General features: G+C 71.9%; 15 protein-coding genes. 7 read left to right on the top strand and 8 right to left on the bottom strand.

What is annotated here, in order from left to right; all coding sequences use genetic code 11:
* The first annotated feature begins 30 nt into the window (after positions 1 to 30).
* Entirely contained in the window at positions 31 to 1,239 is a 1,209-nt protein-coding gene (locus Aiant_RS09235; protein WP_229830477.1) for a cytochrome P450, read from the top strand.
* Here the strand turns inward: Aiant_RS09235 and Aiant_RS09230 are convergent.
* The 3 genes from Aiant_RS09230 to Aiant_RS09220 are packed head-to-tail and all read right to left on the bottom strand — an operon-like array spanning position 1,211 to position 4,364.
* The gene (locus Aiant_RS09230) at positions 1,211 to 2,380 is read right to left on the bottom strand and encodes a thiolase domain-containing protein (RefSeq protein WP_189332418.1); all 1,170 of its coding nucleotides are present in this window, start codon (positions 2,378 to 2,380) and stop codon (positions 1,211 to 1,213) included. The genes Aiant_RS09235 and Aiant_RS09230 overlap by 29 nt on opposite strands.
* Positions 2,380 to 3,426 carry a thiolase domain-containing protein gene (locus Aiant_RS09225; RefSeq protein ID WP_189332419.1) on the bottom strand — a complete coding sequence of 349 codons (1,047 nt, stop codon included), beginning with the start codon at positions 3,424 to 3,426 and terminating at the stop codon, positions 2,380 to 2,382. The genes Aiant_RS09230 and Aiant_RS09225 overlap by 1 nt, the downstream gene beginning before the upstream one ends.
* Positions 3,423 to 4,364: a Zn-ribbon domain-containing OB-fold protein gene (locus Aiant_RS09220; RefSeq protein ID WP_189332420.1), complete on the bottom strand. Its 942-nt coding sequence runs from the start codon at positions 4,362 to 4,364 to the stop codon at positions 3,423 to 3,425. Before Aiant_RS09220 ends, Aiant_RS09225 begins: the two co-directional genes overlap by 4 nt.
* Positions 4,365 to 4,447: 83 nt before the next feature.
* On the opposite strand from Aiant_RS09220, the gene Aiant_RS09215 reads away from it, so the two are divergent.
* The gene (locus tag Aiant_RS09215; protein ID WP_189332421.1) at positions 4,448 to 5,953 is read left to right on the top strand and encodes an acyl-CoA synthetase; all 1,506 of its coding nucleotides are present in this window, start codon (positions 4,448 to 4,450) and stop codon (positions 5,951 to 5,953) included.
* A gap of 1 nt (position 5,954) precedes the next feature.
* Here Aiant_RS09215 and Aiant_RS09210 read toward each other — a convergent pair whose 3' ends face one another.
* Complete coding sequence (locus tag Aiant_RS09210) at positions 5,955 to 6,332, bottom strand: hypothetical protein (protein ID WP_189332422.1); 378 nt, start codon at positions 6,330 to 6,332, stop codon at positions 5,955 to 5,957.
* A gap of 122 nt (positions 6,333 to 6,454) precedes the next feature.
* Here Aiant_RS09210 and Aiant_RS09205 point away from each other — a divergent pair, with 122 nt between their 5' ends.
* Entirely contained in the window at positions 6,455 to 7,885 is a 1,431-nt protein-coding gene (locus Aiant_RS09205; RefSeq protein ID WP_189332423.1) for a hypothetical protein, read from the top strand.
* 12 nt (positions 7,886 to 7,897) lie between these two features.
* On the opposite strand, the gene Aiant_RS09200 is transcribed toward Aiant_RS09205, so the two are convergent.
* Entirely contained in the window at positions 7,898 to 8,494 is a 597-nt protein-coding gene (locus tag Aiant_RS09200) for a TetR/AcrR family transcriptional regulator (protein WP_189332424.1), read from the bottom strand.
* 64 nt (positions 8,495 to 8,558) lie between these two features.
* On the opposite strand from Aiant_RS09200, the gene Aiant_RS09195 reads away from it, so the two are divergent.
* The gene (locus tag Aiant_RS09195) at positions 8,559 to 9,551 is read left to right on the top strand and encodes an aldo/keto reductase (protein ID WP_189332425.1); all 993 of its coding nucleotides are present in this window, start codon (positions 8,559 to 8,561) and stop codon (positions 9,549 to 9,551) included.
* A 14-nt stretch (positions 9,552 to 9,565) separates the two neighbouring features.
* Here Aiant_RS09195 and Aiant_RS09190 read toward each other — a convergent pair whose 3' ends face one another.
* Positions 9,566 to 10,162 (bottom strand): dihydrofolate reductase family protein, encoded by a 597-nt coding sequence (locus tag Aiant_RS09190; RefSeq protein ID WP_189332426.1) that lies wholly within the window; start codon positions 10,160 to 10,162, stop codon positions 9,566 to 9,568.
* 70 nt (positions 10,163 to 10,232) lie between these two features.
* Between Aiant_RS09190 and Aiant_RS46450 the strand changes: the two genes are divergently transcribed.
* Complete coding sequence (locus Aiant_RS46450; RefSeq protein WP_280528264.1) at positions 10,233 to 12,866, top strand: helix-turn-helix transcriptional regulator; 2,634 nt, start codon at positions 10,233 to 10,235, stop codon at positions 12,864 to 12,866.
* Here Aiant_RS46450 and Aiant_RS09180 read toward each other — a convergent pair.
* The gene (locus Aiant_RS09180; RefSeq protein ID WP_229830542.1) at positions 12,829 to 13,557 is read right to left on the bottom strand and encodes a crotonase/enoyl-CoA hydratase family protein; all 729 of its coding nucleotides are present in this window, start codon (positions 13,555 to 13,557) and stop codon (positions 12,829 to 12,831) included. The two genes, Aiant_RS46450 and Aiant_RS09180, sit on opposite strands and share 38 nt — an antisense overlap.
* A gap of 106 nt (positions 13,558 to 13,663) precedes the next feature.
* Between Aiant_RS09180 and Aiant_RS09175 the strand changes: the two genes are divergently transcribed.
* Together Aiant_RS09175 and Aiant_RS09170 are read left to right on the top strand one after the other, a co-directional pair.
* Positions 13,664 to 15,262: an acyl-CoA synthetase gene (locus tag Aiant_RS09175; RefSeq protein ID WP_189332428.1), complete on the top strand. Its 1,599-nt coding sequence runs from the start codon at positions 13,664 to 13,666 to the stop codon at positions 15,260 to 15,262.
* Entirely contained in the window at positions 15,252 to 16,349 is a 1,098-nt protein-coding gene (locus Aiant_RS09170; protein WP_189332429.1) for an NAD(P)H-dependent flavin oxidoreductase, read from the top strand. The genes Aiant_RS09175 and Aiant_RS09170 overlap by 11 nt, the downstream gene beginning before the upstream one ends.
* On the opposite strand, the gene Aiant_RS09165 is transcribed toward Aiant_RS09170, so the two are convergent.
* Positions 16,346 to 17,332: an alcohol dehydrogenase catalytic domain-containing protein gene (locus tag Aiant_RS09165; protein ID WP_189332430.1), complete on the bottom strand. Its 987-nt coding sequence runs from the start codon at positions 17,330 to 17,332 to the stop codon at positions 16,346 to 16,348. The genes Aiant_RS09170 and Aiant_RS09165 overlap by 4 nt on opposite strands.
* Positions 17,333 to 17,388 lie beyond the last annotated feature (56 nt).

The raw sequence follows: 17,388 nt of genomic DNA, 5'->3' as shown, positions 1-17,388 counted from the left end.
ATCGGTAGAACCTGTTATCGAGGAGGAGCCGTGCTGGACTTCACCGACCCGGAGATCTATGTCCGCGGCATCCCGCACGCCGAGTTCGCCGAGATGCGCCGCACCGCGCCGGTGGGGTGGATCCCGCAGGCGCCCCGCAGCGCGGGGTTCGACGACGAGGGCTACTGGGCGGTGACCCGGCACGCCGACGTGATGACCGTGTCCCGGGACAGCGAGACGTTCTCCAGCTGGGAGAACACGGCGATCGTCCGGTTCCAGGCGGACATGCCCCGGGACCGGATCGAGATGCAGCGGGCGGTGATGCTCAACATGGACCCGCCGCAGCACACCCAGCAGCGCGCGATCGTCTCCCGCGGCTTCACCCCACGGGCGATCAACAGCTTGCGTACGGCCCTGACCACCCGTGCCGAGCGGATCGTCCGGGAGGCCCGGGGCGCGGCCGCGGGCGACTTCGTCACCGAGGTCGCCTGCGAGCTGCCGTTGCAGGCGATCGCCGAGCTGCTCGGCGTGCCGCAGGAGGACCGGCGCAACGTCTTCGACTGGTCGAACGCGATGATCGGTTACGACGACCCGGAGTACCGTGGCGCCGCCGACCCGCTCGAACCGGCCATGGAGCTGCTCGCGTACGCCATGAAGATGGCCGAGGACCGCCAGGTCTGCCCCCGCGACGACATCGTCTCCACGCTGGTGCACGCCGAGATCGGCGGGGAGCACCTGTCCGCCGACGAGTTCGGCTTCTTCGTGCTGATGCTGGCCGTGGCCGGCAACGAGACCACCCGCAACGCGATCTCGCACGGCATGCTGGCCCTGCTCGAACACCCCGAGCAGTGGGCGGCCTGGAAGGCGGACCGGCCGCGCACCGCGGTCGACGAGATCGTCCGCTGGGGCACCCCGGTGAACGTGTTCCAGCGCACCGCGACGCGGGACACCGAGCTCGGCGGCCAGCGGATCCGCGAGGGCGACCGGGTCGCGCTCTTCTACGGCTCGGCGAACTTCGACGAGGACGTCTTCGACCACCCGGAACGGTTCGACATCACCCGCAGCCCCAACCCGCACCTGGGCTTCGGCGGCAGCGGCGCGCACTTCTGCCTCGGCGCCAACCTGGCCCGGCTGGAGATCGATCTGATCTTCCACGCGATCGCCGACCACATGCCGGAGATCAGCCTGGCCGGCCCGCCGCAGCGGCTGCGCTCCGGCTGGCTCAACGGCATCAAGCATCTGCCGGTGCGGTACTGCTGACCACCCACATCGAGAAGAACTGCGAGCCACCGCCGTACGCGTGGCCGAGCGCCGTCCGGGCCCCGGCCACCTGGTGCTCGCCGGCCCGGCCCATCACCTGCATGGCAGCCTCGGCGAACCGCAGCATCCCGGAGGCGCCGATCGGGTTCGAGCAGAGCACCCCGCCGGACGGGTTCACCGGCAGCCGCCCGCCGATCCGGGTCTCGCCCGCCTCCACCAGCTTCCAGCCGTGCCCGGCCTCGGCGAAACCCAGGTTCTCCAGCCACATCGGCTCGAACCAGGAGAACGGCACGTAGATCTCCGCGACATCCACCTCGTCGAGCGGGTCGGTGATCCCGGCCGCCTGCCAGAGCGCCCGCGCCGCCTCGGCGCCGGCCCGCGGGTTCACGTGGTCCTTGCCGGCGAAGAAGGTCGGCTCGGTGCGCATCGCGGTCGCCCGGATCCACGCGACCGGCCGTGCCGACGCCTCGGCGGCGGCCTGGTCCCCGATCACCACGGCACACGCGCCGTCGGAGGAGGGGCAGGTCTCGTCGTACCGGATCGGGTCCCAGAGCATCGCCGACGCCTGCACCGACTCCACGGTGATGCCGGGTTGCCGCAGGTGGGCGTACTCGTTGAGGGCGCCGTTGCGGCGGTCCTTGACCGCGACCAGCGCGCCGATGTGGGCCGGCGCGTGCGAGCGCCGGATGTAGGCGCGCAGGTGCGGCGCGAAGTAGCCGCCCGCCCCGGCCCCGATCGGCGCGGTGAACGGCGGCTGGATCGACAGCGCCCACATCGCGTTCGACTCGGACTGCTTCTCGAACGCGACCGCCAGCACCCGGCGGTGCACCCCGGCCTTGACCAGCGTGGTCGCCACGTTCGCGGTGGCCCCGCCGACCGAGCCGGCGGTGTGCACCCGCAGCAGCGGACGCCCGGCCGCGCCGATCGCCCCGGCCAGGAACAGCTCCGGCATCATCACGCCCTCGAACAGGTCGGGCGCCTTGCCGAGCACCACGGCGTCGATCTGCGGCCAGTCGACGCCGGCGTCGATCAGGGCCCGGTCGATCGCCTCCCGGCACAGCCCGGCCATCGACACGTCGGTCCGCCGCGTCCGATGGTGCGTCTGCCCGGTCCCCAGCACGGCCGCTCGCACCGTTCGCATCACGACGCCTCCAGCACGCAGACGAGATTCTGTTGCAGGGCCGGCCCGCTGGTGGCGTGCCCGGCCGCCGTGCGGGCCCGGCCGGACATCACCTGCTCGGCCGCCGTGCCGATCCGGGCCAGCCCGGCCGAGAACATCGGGTTCCCGCAGAGCGCGCCACCGGACGGATTGATCCGGACCCGCTCACCGAGCCCGAGCGCGGCGCGCAGCAGCAACTCCTGGTGGGTGAAGGGAGCGTGCAACTCGGCCACGTCGAGATCGCCGGGCAGACCCGCCGCCTCGGCCGCGGCCGTCGCCGACGGCGCCGCGGTCAGGTCCCGCTCGCCGAGACCCTGCGGATCGATCCGGTGCGCCACCCCGCTGATCCAGGCGCGTCGCGGATGCCGCCGGGCCCGCTCCCCGCAGGCCAGCACCAGCGCGGCCGCACCGTCCGAGACCGGCGCGCAGTCGTGCGCCCGCAGCGGTTCGGCCAGATAGGGCCGGGCGAGAAGATCATCAAGATCAAGGACACCGGACAATTGACTGTACGGATTGGCGCTCGCGTCCGCGCGGCTGCGCACCGCCACCTCGGCCATCGCGCGCTCGGTGACCACACCGGCGTCGAGCGCGCACCGTGCCTGCAACGCGGCCACGCTCACCGAGTCCGGCCACAGCGGCGCGACCGTGTACGGGTCCAGTTGCAGGGCGAGGACCCGGCGCAGCAGCCCGGCCGAGGCCTTGCCGAAGCCGTACACCAGCGCGGTCTCCGCCTCGCCGGCCAGAATCTTCACGTACGCCTCGTAGAACGCCCACGCCGCATCCATCTCCACGTGCGACTCGCAGATCGGCGGGTACGCCCCGATCGCGTCCACGGCGTTGACGAACGAGAACGCCCGCCCGGCCAGGTAGTCCGACGAGCCGGAGCACCAGAAGTCCACCTCATGCCGGTCCAGCCCGGCCTCGGCCAGCGCCCGCCGGAACACCGGCACCAGGGTCTCCACGCCGCTGGTCGTGCCCGCCGAGGGCAGGCACGGCGCCTGCGCGAAGCCGATCACCGCGACGCTCACAGGTGTTCCCGATACGACTCGTACGGCGCGTCCGGCTCGCCGGTGGGGCGGAAGTGCACGATGTTCTCCGGGGTGGTCGTCCAGCTCTCCGGGTCGCGCCAGACCGCGGCCACCCGCATGCCCATCCGCACCTGGTCGGCGGGCAGGCCGAGGATCAGGTGCGGGATCGGGATGTCGGCGCCGTCCAGCAGGATCTGCGCCACCACGTACGGCGGGTCCAGGCGCTGCCCGGCGAACGGGACGTTCACCACGCAGAACGTCGTGACCGTGCCGTGGTCGCGGATCGCCACCTCCTCCTCGGTGGGCACGCCGTCGGCGGGGCAGACCCGGGGCGGCACGTAGACCTTGCGGCAGACCGGGCAGCGCTGCCCGAGCAGGCGGCCGTCGGCGAGGGCGTACAGATAGCGGCTCTCGTCGGCGGAGGTGGTGTGGGTGTACGACAGCCGGATCGGCGTGGTCATGACCGTGACCGGCTCGTCGTCGCGCCGGTCGGGACCGTCGGTGACCTCGCCGGGCTGGAAGCACGCGATGTCGCGGATGTGGCCGGTGCGGTCGGCGGCCCAGCGGATGCTGACCCGCATGCCGGTGCGCATCAGCTCCCGGGAGCCCGCGTCGACGGCGTGCAGCAAGGCGGTGTCGGCGCCGTCGAGCCGGATCAGCGCCCAGGCGAACGGCCGGTCCAGCGGCTGCCCGTCGAGCGGCCGGTCGGTCCAGGTCCAGCTGGTCACGGTGCCGGTGGGGCGCACCTCGACCAGGTCGATCACCGGGGCGTGGGTCGCCGGGTCATATTCGAGCGGGGGCACGTGCACCCGGCCGTCCGCGGTGCGGCTGCCGAGCACCCGCCGCTCGCGCAGAGCGGTCATGAACCGGCCCAGCACCGGCCCGAGCGACCGCGTGTAGTCGAAGCTGATGGTCAGCGGGGCGGAGAGCACGAACACAGTGAAACACGTTCTAACTCTGCGATTCAAGGCTGCTTCTGTGCGCCTGTTCCATAACTGGAACGCGTTATAGAGTGACGCTCGTGAGTGACATCGGGTTGTGGAACATCGCGCGCCGGGACCCGGACCGGGTCGCGGTCGTCGACCCGGACGGCCGCATCGTCACCTATGGCGAGCTGGCCGCCCGCGCCGACCGGATCGGGCGGGACTTCCAGGAGCGGGGGCTGGTGCCCGGCGACACCGTCGCGATGCTCCTGCCCAACGGCGCCGACCTGCTGGCCGTCGAGTTCGCGACGCTGCAGACCGGGCTGTACTCGGTGCCGTTGAACTGGCACCTGACGGCTGCCGAGATCGGGTACATCCTGCGGGACAGCGGGGCGAAGGTGTTCGTGGCCGACGAGCGCTTCACCGTCGGCGCGGCGGCCGGGCCGGGGGTGCCGGCGCCGGTGAGCGTGCGGGAGTTGGGCGGCGGCGGATCGGGGCGGCCCGAGCCGCGGACGACCGGGGCACTGATGGTCTACACGTCCGGCACGTCGGGGCGTCCCAAAGGGGTGCGGCGGCCGTTGACCGGGGCTGATCCTGACGTCGTACCCCAAGTGTCGTTGTGGTTCTTCGGTCTTTTCGGTCTGCGGCCCTTCGACGGGCACGTTCATCTGTGCTGCTCGCCGCTCTACCACACGGCGGTGATGAACTTCGCTGTCATCTCGCTCCAGTTCGGGCATCCGGTGGTGGTGATGGACCGGTGGGAGCCGGAGGAGATGCTGCGGCTCATCGAGCGGCATCGAGTCACCCACAGTCACATGGTGCCGACGCAGTTCCGGCGGTTGCTGGCGCTGCCCGCTGCGGTTCGCGACCGCTACGACCTGAGTTCGATGCGGGTGATGATCCATGGCGCCGCGCCCTGCCCGCACGAGGTCAAGCGGCGGATGCTGGAGTGGTGGGGCCCGGTGGTGGTCGAGTACTACGCCGCCAGCGAGGGCGGCGGGACACTCATCACCGCTGCTGAGTGGCTTGATCGACCGGGTTCGGTGGGACGGGCGTGGCCGGGGTCGCGGGTGCGGGTGCTCGGCGAGGACGGCGAGGACGCTCCGGTCGGGCGGCCCGGGACGGTCTACCTGCAAATGGGCGACGCCACGTTCGAATACCTGGGCGACGAGGAGAAGACGCGGCAGTCGTGGCACGGGCGGATGTTCACGGTCGGTGACATCGGATATCTCGACGCCGACGGCTATCTCTATCTATGTGACCGCAAGAGCGACGTGATCATCACGGGCGGTGTGAACGTCTATCCGGCCGAGATCGAGAACGAGCTGGCCACCCACCCGGCGGTCGCCGACGTCGCGGTCTTCGGCGTCCCGCACGACGAGTGGGGCGAGCAGATCAAGGCGGTGGTGCGGCCCGTGCCGGGGGTGAAGACCGGTCCCGAGCTGACCGAGGAGCTGCTGGCCTTCCTCGGCGGCCGGCTGGCCCGCTTCAAGCTGCCGCGCAGCGTGGACTACGCCGACGAGCTACCTCGCGACCCGAACGGCAAGCTCTACAAACGGCTCCTCCGCGACCCGTACTGGTCCGGCCGCGAGCGCGCCATCTGAATCAGGAAAAGGTGTTGTTCTGGGTGGTGCCGTCACCGATCTGCACGCCGCGTCCCCCGCGGGCGTCGACGTGATATTTGCTCGAGGGTATCGGCGTTCCGGTCAGTTCCAATAGTTTCCGGGCGGCAGCCAAGACCTGCTCGTCTTTGTCCGCGCCGGTTGAGGTCACCCATTTGCTGAGGCGGGCGTTCCACGCCGCGCTGTCGGTCTCGTCGACATCCAGCGCCTGCACTGCCTCGTCGTTGTTGCCGCCGAATATGTGCTTCAGTCGATTCTTGAGTTCGTTGTACGCGTCGCGGACCGCTGCCGAAGCCGAGTCCTGCAATCCGGCGCCTGCCCCGGCGGCCAATGCCGCTGTGATGACCTCTGTCGCAGACAAGAGCCACTCCCGTCGAACGAAACGATGCCGATGAATGATCGTAGGCGGATCCAGTGGCCGCCGGCGGTCGAATCTCGGACAGCGCGTGGCCCCCGGCCGCTTCACATTGGAGGGTGTCTACATTGAACGAGCGGACGGGAGTGGACGTGGAAAGTTCTACGGTCTCCGTATATATCTTCTGGCTACCGTTCGGTGAATCGTACGGCCGCATCGTGGCGCTGCGACGTGTTCGTCAGGAGGATGTCGCCGTCGATCTTTGGGCGTCGGATCTCACGTATCCCGTCGAGTCGGGCGATCTGCGCGAAAGGTATTCGGCCGATATCTGGAGGCGTCTGTTCTCCAATGAATGGATGCGGGTGATCGAAGGTCCGGTGCCGCTGTGGGAGTGTCTGGCCGGGACGACGGTTCGCGCGGAGATCGAGGAAAGGCTGAACGCCGGCGAGGGTGCCGCAAAGTTCATGTTCGGCGTCACGGTCGAACTCGCCGATCTTGGCTGGGGCGCGGAAGAGCGCATCCCGCCGCGGTTCACCCAATTCTTCCGTCTGAAGGACGGCGGGTTGAGCGAACTGTTCGAACGCTCGTTGTCGGAGGCGGCGGAGGAAGCCCACGCCTGGTACCGGGACGCGGAGAGGGGGGTTCCCGGCTCGAGCGAGCGGCTCGATCACGAGATCGCTGACATGATCCGGTTCGAGGGCTCCCGGGGTGCGCAGGTCGGGCGTTACAACGTCCAGATCAACACCTTCACCGCCACGTATGAGGGCGGCAGCATGGATTTCCACGAAGTCTTCCAGCGTGCTTCCGTGCGCATGGCGATTGCCAGACTCCAGCTCAGTCCTGGTGATTCACGGTTGCGGTCGGCATTGGTGAGTGCTTTCAGCCACGAGGGTTGGGGGCTGTTCGCGTCGCCTCGTTACATCACTGTCGAACGCCAGCAGCGCGGCATACTCGACTTTCTCTGCGGCCTGATCGGCATCGGCGTCGAGGGTGTGCGAGGCCTTCAGGTCGGAGATGAGAACAAGCAGATCAACTCTTTCCTCTACCAAGTGACTGCCACGCCCACGGCCGCGCAGATCTTGTCTCGCAATCACGGACTCGCCACCGCTCTTGCGGACTTCTTCTTCCCGCGCCCAGGAAACAATGTGAGTTTGGGTGAGTTGCGAGACACGGTCACCGCTCAGCTTGAGCAGATGCCCATTTCCTGGAAGGACGACATCACGCGCGGTGCCACCTATCCGCTCGGGGCTGTCCGGGTGGTCCGGGGGCACGACGGCGTCTCTGTCGGCGAGGACATCACGGTATTCAACACCGAAGCCGTATCTGTTTCTGAACTTGAGGTGGAGCTCCCCGACCTGGTTCCCTTCGTGGAATCCGACCCCCTTCCCGGCCTGCTTCTCTCCCCGCCGCTCCCTCCGGTGAGAGAGGCTCGCAAGAGGGATGTCGCCGGCCGGGACGGAGCCGATGGGCTCGATCACCCGTTTCCCGACCCGAGATCGGACACGAATCCGAGAGATCCTGATGAGATTCCAGGGCCCGGTGATGGGCTCGGGCTCTGAAAGGACCGGCTGTCAGTCGTAGAGGGCGGACACCCACAGGTGGGTCAGCGTGTCCACCAGCACCGTCCGGTCGTCGAACGGCGGGACACCGCACGCGGCCAGGTAGTAGAGGCGCTCGCCGGCCCAGGTCAGTGACGCGGCGAGGGCGTGCACGTCCACGCCGTCGAGGCGGGCCGGGTCGGCTTCGATGCGGGTGACCGCGGCCTCGGTGAACGTCGCCATCTGGGTCAGCCACAGCTCGCGCAACTGCGGGTCGGCGGCCCAGCTCTCCACGATGGCGCGCAGCACCGGCGCGTTGGACAGCCACAGATCCGCGCCCGCGTCGACCCCGGCGCGCAGGGCCTCGCGGGGATCCGACGTGCGCTCCACCCACGGCTGCGCCGCCTCGTGGCCGGCGCTGACCGCGCGGCGCACCAGCTCGGCCAGGACCGCCTGCTTGCCGGCGAAGTAGAAGTAGAAGCTCGCCCGGGACACCCCCGCCGCGGTGATGATGTCGGCCACGCTGAGGGTCTCGAAGGTGCGCTCGCGCAGCAGCTCCCGGAGTGCGTCGAGGATGCGTTCGCGCAGGCCGGCGGCCTCCTGCTGGGGTTCGTCGCGGCGCGGTGTCACGGGACGCAGCCTACCGCACAACAAATCTGGACGGTGTGACCAGACAGGTTGTATGGTCGGTCGCATGAGATATACGACGTTCGGGCGTACCGGTCTGCGGGTGTCCGAGTTGGTGCTCGGTGCGATGACCTTCGGTGAGCAGGGTGGCGTCGGCGCGCCGCTCGAGGAGTGCCGCCGCATCCTTGACGCCTATGCCGACGCGGGCGGCAATGTCGTCGACACCGCCATCAACTACCGCGGCGGCGCGAGCGAGGAGATCCTCGGCGAGCTGCTGGCCGGCCGGCGGGACAGGTTCGTCGTGGCCACGAAATACACCGTGACCCGTGACCCGGCCGACCCCAACGGCGGCGGCAACCATCGCAAGAATCTCCGGCTGTCCCTGGAGACCAGCCTGCGCCGGCTGCGCACCGACCACGTCGACGTCTACTGGGTGCACATCTGGGACCGGCACACGCCGATCGAGGAGACCATGCGGGCCCTCGACGACGCGGTCACCGCCGGCAAGGTGCTCCATGTCGGGGTCTCGGACACCCCGGCCTGGGTGGTCTCCCGGGCGAACACCCTGGCCGAGTGGCGCGGCTGGACCCCGTTCGCCGGCCTCCAGGTGTCGTACAACCTGCTCAACCGCGACGCCGAGCGTGAGCTGCTCCCGATGGCCGAGGCCTACGGCCTCGCCGTGACGGCGTGGAGCCCGCTCGGCGGCGGCGTGCTGTCCGGCAAGTACAGCACTACCCCCGCCGGGCCGACCCGGTTGGACCGGGAGGCGATCAGCGATCGGGACCTCGCGGTGGCCGGTGTCGTCCAGGAGGTCGCCGCCGAGCTGGGCGTCACCCCGGCCCAGGTCGCCCTGGCCTGGACCCGGCAGCGCACCGGCGTCCTCCCGATCATCGGCGCCCGCACCGTCGACCAGCTGCGCGACAACCTGGGCTGCACGGCGGTCACCCTGACGCCGGAGCTGGTCACCCGCTTGGAGTCGGCGACCGGCTTCAGCCTCGGCTTCCCGGCCGACTTCATCACCCAGACGACACCCTGGGTGCTGGGCGCTGCCGCGCTCTGACCAGCGGCGGGCGGTCAGCGCGCCCGGTCGTACAGCAGGCAGACCGCGCCGGAGTCGGTGCTGGACAGGTCGGCGAGGATCCAGTCGCCGGCCGGCAGGCCGTCCTCGAAGAGCCGGGCGCCGCCACCGGCGACGGCCGGGCACAGCGTGATGCTGAGCCGGTCCACCTCGTCGGCGGCCAGCAGCGCGCGGATGATGCTGGCGCTGGCCAGGACCACGATGTCGCCGCCTTCCCGCGCCCGCAGCCGGCGGATCTCGGCGGCTGGGTCCGCCGCCACGACCCGGGTGCCGGCCCAGGCCGGCGTGGTTTCGGTCAGGGTCGTGGAGAAGACCACCTTCTCCACCTCGTTGAGCCAGGCGGAGAACGCCCGGTCCCGCGGATCGGCGTTCTCGTCGGCGGCCACGGCGGGCCAGAAGCCGCCGAAACCCTGGTAGTTCTTGCGGCCCAGCACGGCCGTGGTGGCCCGGCCGGTGACCGCGACCATGTGCTCGCGGGCCGCGTCGGTCACCGCGTGCGGGACGATCCAGCCCATGTCGTAGTCGCCACCGGGGCCGTTGACCCGGCCGTCGAGCGAGAGGGAGATGTTGGCGACAACCCGTCGTGAATTCATGGGACAAGCGTCGCGGCCGACGGGCCACGGAACATCTGCCACCTGGCAGAGATGCGGAATACTCCCTCGGGTGAGATCGATCCGGCACTCTCCACCCGAGCTGGCCGCCTTCGTCGGCCGGGCGGAGGAGCTGGCCGCGCTCGACCGCCTCGCGGTGCCCGGACGGCTGCTGACCCTGGTCGGGCCCGGCGGCTGTGGCAAGACTCGCCTCGCGCTGCGGCTGGCCGCCGGACACCGCCGGGACGATCCGGACGACGCCTGCTGGATCGGCCTGGAGGACCTGTCCCATCCGGACGACGTGGCCGGCCACCTCCTCGCCGCGCTGGAGGTGACGGACGTGCGGGAGCTGCGCGACCGCCGGCTGCTGATCGTGCTGGACAACTGCGAGCACGTGCTCGACGGGGCGGCCGCGGTCGTCGCCGCGGTGCTCGGCGCCGGTTCCGGGGTGCGCGTGCTGGCCACCAGCCGCACCCCGCTCGGGGTGCCCGGTGAGCGGACCTGGCCGGTGCCGCCGCTGTCCCTGCCGGACGCGCTCGCGCTGTTCCTGGCGCGCGCGGAGCATCCGGTCGGCCAGGACCAGCGGGCCGCCGCCCGGCGCATCTGCGACCGGCTGGACCGGCTGCCCCTGGCGCTGGAGCTGGCGGCGGCGTGGACCGCGACGCTGACCCCGGCCCAGATCGCCGGCTCGCTGACCGACCCGTACGCACTGCTGGACGGCGGGCACCGGACCGCGCCGTTCCGGCAGCGCACCCTGGCCGAGTCGATGCGGTGGAGTCACGACCTGCTCGGCGCCGGCGAGCGGCTGCTGTTCCGCCGCCTCTGCGTCTTCGAGCCGGGCTTCGATGCCGGTGCGCTGCCCGCGGCAGCCGCCGGCGACCTCGACGAGCCGGCCGCGCTGCATGCTCTGCGCGGCCTGATCAGTGCCTCGCTGGTGGTGGCGGACCCGACCGGACCCGCGGCGCGGTACCGGATGCTCGCGACCGTCCGCGACTACGGCCTGGCCCGGCTGGACGAGGCCGGCGAGACCGTCGCCGCCCGTGACGCCCACCTGGAGCGGCAGCTGGCCACCCTGACCGGGCTCGCGCCGCTGCTGGACACCGATCGGGAGGCGTGGCGTTCCCGGATCGCCGCCGACTATCCGAACCTGCGCGCCGCGACCGAGTGGGGCCTGTCCCGGGACGACCCGGCCGGCGGTCGCCGGCTCGCGGCGGGCCTGGCCTGGCTGTGGCACGACGAGCAGCATGGCCGGGAGGGGCTGCGGCTGATGCGCCGGGCAGTGGAACGGGGCCGGGACGAGCGGGGCCGCGACGAGCGCACCCCGCTGCAGGCGCAGTGCCTGGTGGGTCTGGCCATGGTCGAGACGACCGCGGAGCCCGGCGGCCCGTCCTACCAGTCGGTGCGTGCGGCACTGGACCTGGCCGAGGAGGTCGGTGCCCCGGCGGCGAGCCGGCTGGCCAGGTCGATCACCGCGGTCGGTCTCCTGCCCCTCGACCTGGACCGGGCGCGGGAGCAGGCGCTGCGAGCCCGGGCCGAGGCCGACGCGGCTGGTGACGTGTTCGTCGCCGGGGCATCAGCCGCCCTGCTGGGCCTGCTGCACCTGATGCGGGACGAGCACCACGCCGCGGCGGACCTGCTCGCCCCGGCCGCGGACGCGCTCCAGGCCCTGGGCGACCGGGGCGTGGCCTCCTCGGCACTGACCTGGCTGGCCCTCGCCACCGCCTGTCTCGGACACCTCGACCGTGCCGCCGGCCTCGCGGCGCGGGCCGTGACCACCGCGACGCCACTGCGCGAGATCCACCGCGTCGGCCTCGCCCGGGCCGCGCTCGCCGAGATCCAGGTCCGACAGGGCCGGCTCGCCGCCGCAGCGGCGACACTGGCCCCGCTGGACCCGCTCACCAGCGGAGCGGACGCGGTTTTCGTGCCCGGCTGGGGCCGGGTCCACGCGCTGGTCGCCCTGGCCGGCGACGAGGTGGCCGAGGCGCTGGACTGGCTGGACCGGGAACAGGCATGGGGTGCTCCGCCCATCCCCGCCACCCAGCTCACCCGTGCCGAGGCGCTGCGCCGGGCCGGCGACCTCGGCGCCGCCACCGAGATACTGGCCGCCTTGCAGACGTCCCCGCTGCCGGCGATCCGTGCCGGAGTGCTCACCCAGCAGGCGGCTGTTCTCGCCACGGGCGGGGAGGCTGCCCTGCGACTGCAGCACGAGGCGCTGCGCGTGCGTGCCGCGCACGACCTCGTGCTGGACTGCGTGGACAGCCTGGAGGCGATCGCCGCGCTGCTGGCCGACCGCAATCTGGCCGGCGTGCTGGCCGGCGCCGCCGCACGGGCCCGCGACGAGGCCGGATACCACGGCGGGGCGGCGCGACCCGAGGAGCGGTATCCGGTCGAGGCGGTCGAGAAGGGCCGGACGACGGGTCTGGGGGACGCGGCGGCGCTGGCGCAACGCGCCCGCGGTCCACGAGGCAGGCCGGCCTCGGGCTGGGACAGCCTGACCCCGACCGAGCGATCCGTGGTGGCCCTGGCCGTGCAGGGGCTCACCAACCCGGACATCGCCACCCGGCTGTACATCGGCCGTGGCACGGTCAAGACGCACCTCGCCCACGTGTACGCCAAGCTCGGCGTGGCCAACCGCACGGAGCTGGCCCGGCTGGCCGCCGCCCGGCCGGTCAGCGGCCCTGGAAGCGGGGAGGGCGTTTCTCGGTGAAGGCTCGCGGGCCCTCCTTCGCGTCGTCGCTGCGGAACACCGCCGTGCCGATCTTCGACTCGATGGCGAACGCGTCGTTCTCGGCGAGGCCCTCGGTCTCCCGGATGGTGCGGAGGATGGCCTGGACCGCGACCGGGCCGTTCGCCGCGATCGCCCCGGCCAGGGAGAGGGCCTTGTCCAGCGCTTGACCGTCGGGTACGACGTGCCCGATCAGGCCGGCGGCCCGCGCCTCGGCCGCGCTCAGCTGCCGCCCGGTCAGCAGCATCTCGGCCGCCACCGTGTACGGGATCTGCCGCACCAGCCGCACCGCCGAACCTCCGAGCGGGAACAACCCCCACCGCGCCTCGGACACCGCGAACCGCGCACTCTCGCCGGCCACCCGCACATCGGTGGCCTGAAGGATCTCGGTGCCCCCGGCCACCGCCGGTCCCTCCACCGCGGCCACCAGCGGCTTGCTCAGCCGCCGGCCCTTCAGCAGGGCGTCGATCCGCGAGAGGTCGGCGTCCTCGAAGGTGTCGCCCGGGTGCGACGCGGTCATCGCCTTCAGGTCGGCGCCCGCGCAGAACGCGCCACCGGCGCCGGTCAGCACGGCGACCCGGATCGACGGATCGCCGTCCACCCGGTCCCAGGCGTCCCGCATGATCGCCATCATCTCGGCGGAGAGGGCGTTGCGGACCCGCGGCCGGTTCATCGTCACGATCAGGATCGGTCCGCGTTGCTCGACGAGCGCGTGCGGTTCCACAGGGCCACCTCCCGAAGTGCTTGCCACGCACGATAACAGGTTCTACTTTCGTTTGATGGCGGCAAATATTGCGGACCTGTTCGAGCACGCGGTCGACGCCTTCGCGGACCGGATCGCGGTGTGCTTCGGCGAGCAGGAGATCAGCTACGCCGAGCTGGAGCAGCGGGCCAATCGTCTGGCCCACTTCCTGCAAGATCGCGGGGTGCGCCCGGGTGATCGCGTCGGGCTCTACGCGGGCAACTCGATCGAGGCCGTGGTGGCCATGATCGCCATCTACAAGCTGCGCGCCGCGATGGTGAACGTCAACTTCCGGTATGTCGAGAACGAGTTACAGTTTCTGTTCGCGGACGCGGGGCTGGCGGCGCTCGTCCACGACCGCCGTTTCGCGCCCAGGGTGGCGGCGGTCATCAAGGAGCTGCCCGAGGTGCGGGCGGTGGTGGTGCTGCCGGACGGCACCGATGCGGCAGCCGACGGCGTCGACTACGCGGCGGCGCTGACAGCCGGCGCACCCCGGAGGGACTTCGGTGAGCGGTCCGGTGACGACATCTACCTGCTCTACACCGGCGGCACCACCGGATATCCCAAGGGTGTGCTCTGGCGGCACGAGGACGTCTGGCGCACCCTCGGCGGCGGCGTCGACTTCATGACCGGCATCCCGCTCGAGGACGAGTGGCAGCAGTCCCGGCGTGGCGCCGCCGCGGACGGCATGGTCCGGCTCTGCCTCGCCCCGCTGATCCACGGCAACGCGCAGTGGGCCGCGCTGATGGCGCTGTTCGCCGGCGACACCGTGGTGATGCTGCCGCACTTCGACGCCGACGAGGTCTGGCGCACCATCGACCGGCGCCAGGTCAACGTGGTGGTGCTGATCGGTGACGCGATGGCCCGCCCGATCATCGAGGCCTACGCGGGCGGCGGCTACGACGGCTCCTCGGTCGTCGCGGTCTCCTCCAGCGGCGCCCTGTTCTCCCCGGTGGTCAAGCGGCAGTACCTCGACCTGCTGCCGAACGTGCTGGTCACCGACGCGGTCGGCGCCTCGGAGACCGGGTTCACCGGGCTCGGCGTGGTCGCCGACGTGCCCGGCGGCGCGATCGAGGACCCCCGGGTCATGCCCGGCCCGACCACCGTGGTGCTGGGCGACGACGGCCGCCCGGTGGCGCCCGGCGAGGTGGGCCGGCTCGCCAAGAGCGGCTACCTCCCGCTCGGCTACTACAACGACCCGGAGAAGACCGCCGCCCTGCTCACCGAGGTCGACGGGGTGCGCTACGCGTTTCCCGGCGACTACGCCCGGCTGGAGGAGGACGGCACCATCACCCTGCTCGGCCGCGGCGCCACCTGCGTGAACACCGGCGGCGAGAAGGTCTTCCCGGAGGAGGTCGAGGGCGCGCTGAAGACCTGCCCCGACGTCTTCGACGCGCTGGTCATCGGCATCCCGGACGAGCGGCTCGGGCAGCGGGTGGCCGCGCTCGTGCAGCCCCGGCCCGGAGTGAAGCTGGACCTGGCCGGGGTCGAGGGGCACCTGCGCGAGCTGATCGCCGGTTACAAGGTGCCCCGGTCGGTCTGGCTGGTCGACGAGATCCATCGCACGATCAGCGGCAAGGCCGACTACCGCTGGGCACACCAGCACGCCGCCGAGGAGCCCACCCATGCGGACTGAGCTGTGCGAACGCCTCGGCATCCGGCATCCGGTGGTCGGCTTCAGCCCGTCCGAGCAGGTGGTCGCGGCGATCAGCCGGGCCGGTGGGCTCGGCGTGCTCGGCTGCGTGCGTTTCAACGACGCCGACGAGCTCGACGCGGTCCTGACCTGGCTCGACGATCAAACCCAGGGATTTCCGTACGGCGTGGACGTCGTCATGCCCAGCCACGAGCCGACCGAGGGAGTCCCCGCCGACCTCGACCGGCTGATCCCACCGGGCCATCGCGACTTCGTCGAGCGGACCCTGCAACGCCTGGGCGTTCCCCCACTGGGTGCCGGCGCGGAGAAGCGGGACGGCGTGCTCGGCTGGCTGCACTCGGTGGCCCGCTCACACGTCGAGGTGGCGCTGAACCACCCGGTGCGGCTGATCGCCAACGCGCTCGGCCCGCCACCGCCGGACGTGATCGCCCAGGCGCACCGGCACGGTCTCCAGGTCGCCGCCCTCGCCGGCCGCGCGGATCACGCCCGCGGTCACGTGGCGAGCGGCGTCGACATCGTGGTGGCCCAGGGCTACGAGGCGGGCGGGCACACCGGTGAGATCGCCAGCATGGTCCTGGTGCCCGAGGTCGTCGACGCGGTGGGGGAGGGTGTGCCGGTGCTGGCGGCCGGCGGGATCGGCAGCGGCCGGCAGGTCGCGGCCGCGCTCGCGCTCGGCGCCCGTGGCGTCTGGATGGGCTCGGTCTGGCTCGGCACCGCGGAGTACCGGAGCGCTCCCGCGCTGCGCGAGGCCCTGCTCAAGGCCGGATCGTCGGACACCGTCCGGAGCCGGATCTACTCCGGCAAGCCGGCCCGGCTGCTGCGCAACCGCTGGACCGACGCCTGGAACGCGGAGCAGGCGCCGGCGCCGCTGCCGATGCCGCTCCAGAATCTGCTGGTGTCCGAGGCGCACCTGCGGCTGATGGAGTCCGGCGACCCGACCGTGGTGCCGATGCCGGTCGGCCAGATCGTCGGCCGGATGAACGAGGTGCGCCCGGTCGCCGACGTCCTGGCCGACCTGGTCGCCGAGGCCGACGAGACCCTCGCCCGCCTGGGGAAGCTGGCCGGTTAGACGACGAGGCGGCCGCTGGAGAGGACGACGACGGCGCGGCCGGTGAGGGTGCCGGCCGCGAGCCGGTCGTAGGCCTCCCCGGCCTGCTCGAACGGGAACTCCCGCACCTGGTTGCGGATCAGCCCGGCCGCCGCCAGCGCGATCACCTCCTGGGCGTCGGCGATCGACCCGCCCTGGAACGTGAACACCTCGCCGTCACGGGGCAGCACCCCGAACCACGGCCGGTCGAGGCGCCCGCCGCCCGAGCCGATCAACCCGTAGGCTCCGCCGGGCCGGACGGCCGTGACACCGGCCGCGACGGTCTCGTCCGTGCCGACGAAGTCGAGCACCACGTCGGCCGGCTCCGTCACCGCCGCCGCCACCTCGTGCGCGCCGACCGACTCGGCGTAGGCCCGGCGATCGGGGGAGACGTCGACCGCCACCACCCGCGCGGCGGTCAGCACCCGCAGGAACTGCACCGCGAACGCGCCCAGCCCGCCCGCGCCGAGCACCACCGCTACGCTGCCCGGCGCCAGGTGCGGCAGCGCCCGCCGCACCGCGTGGTAGGCGGTGGCGCCCGCGTCGGTCAGCGGCCCGGCGTGCCGTGGATCCAGCCCGCCCAGCGGCAGCACGCTGCGCCGATCGGCGACCACGTACTCGGCCAGCCCGCCGTCCCGGCCGTACCCGCGCCCGGTCGTCCCGTCCGGGCAGGCGTTGTCCAGCCCGCGCACGCAGAGCCGGCAGGCGCCGCACGACCGCGCCGCGACCAGCGCCACCGGTGTCCCGTCGCTCAGCCAGCCGGCCGTCTCGTGGCCCAGCGTGAACGGCATCCGCCAGCCGAGCCGCTCACCGGCCGCGCGTGGCATCCGCCGCATGGTCAGGTCGGACCGGCACAGCCCGCACCCGGCCACCCGCACCAGCACCTGCCCCGGCCCGGGCACCGGCTCCGGCATCTCCCGGTGCTCCGGGGCGGCGCCCCACTCCGTCATCCGATACGCGCGCATGCCCCTCAGAATGAAACGCGTTCTACCTGACGGCAAGGATCCGTTGACGCTAAATT

Source organism: Actinoplanes ianthinogenes (assembly GCF_018324205.1).
GTDB lineage: Bacteria > Actinomycetota > Actinomycetes > Mycobacteriales > Micromonosporaceae > Actinoplanes > Actinoplanes ianthinogenes.
Note: the sequence above shows the minus strand (reverse complement) of the source record. Positions and strands in the feature narration are given on the sequence as shown.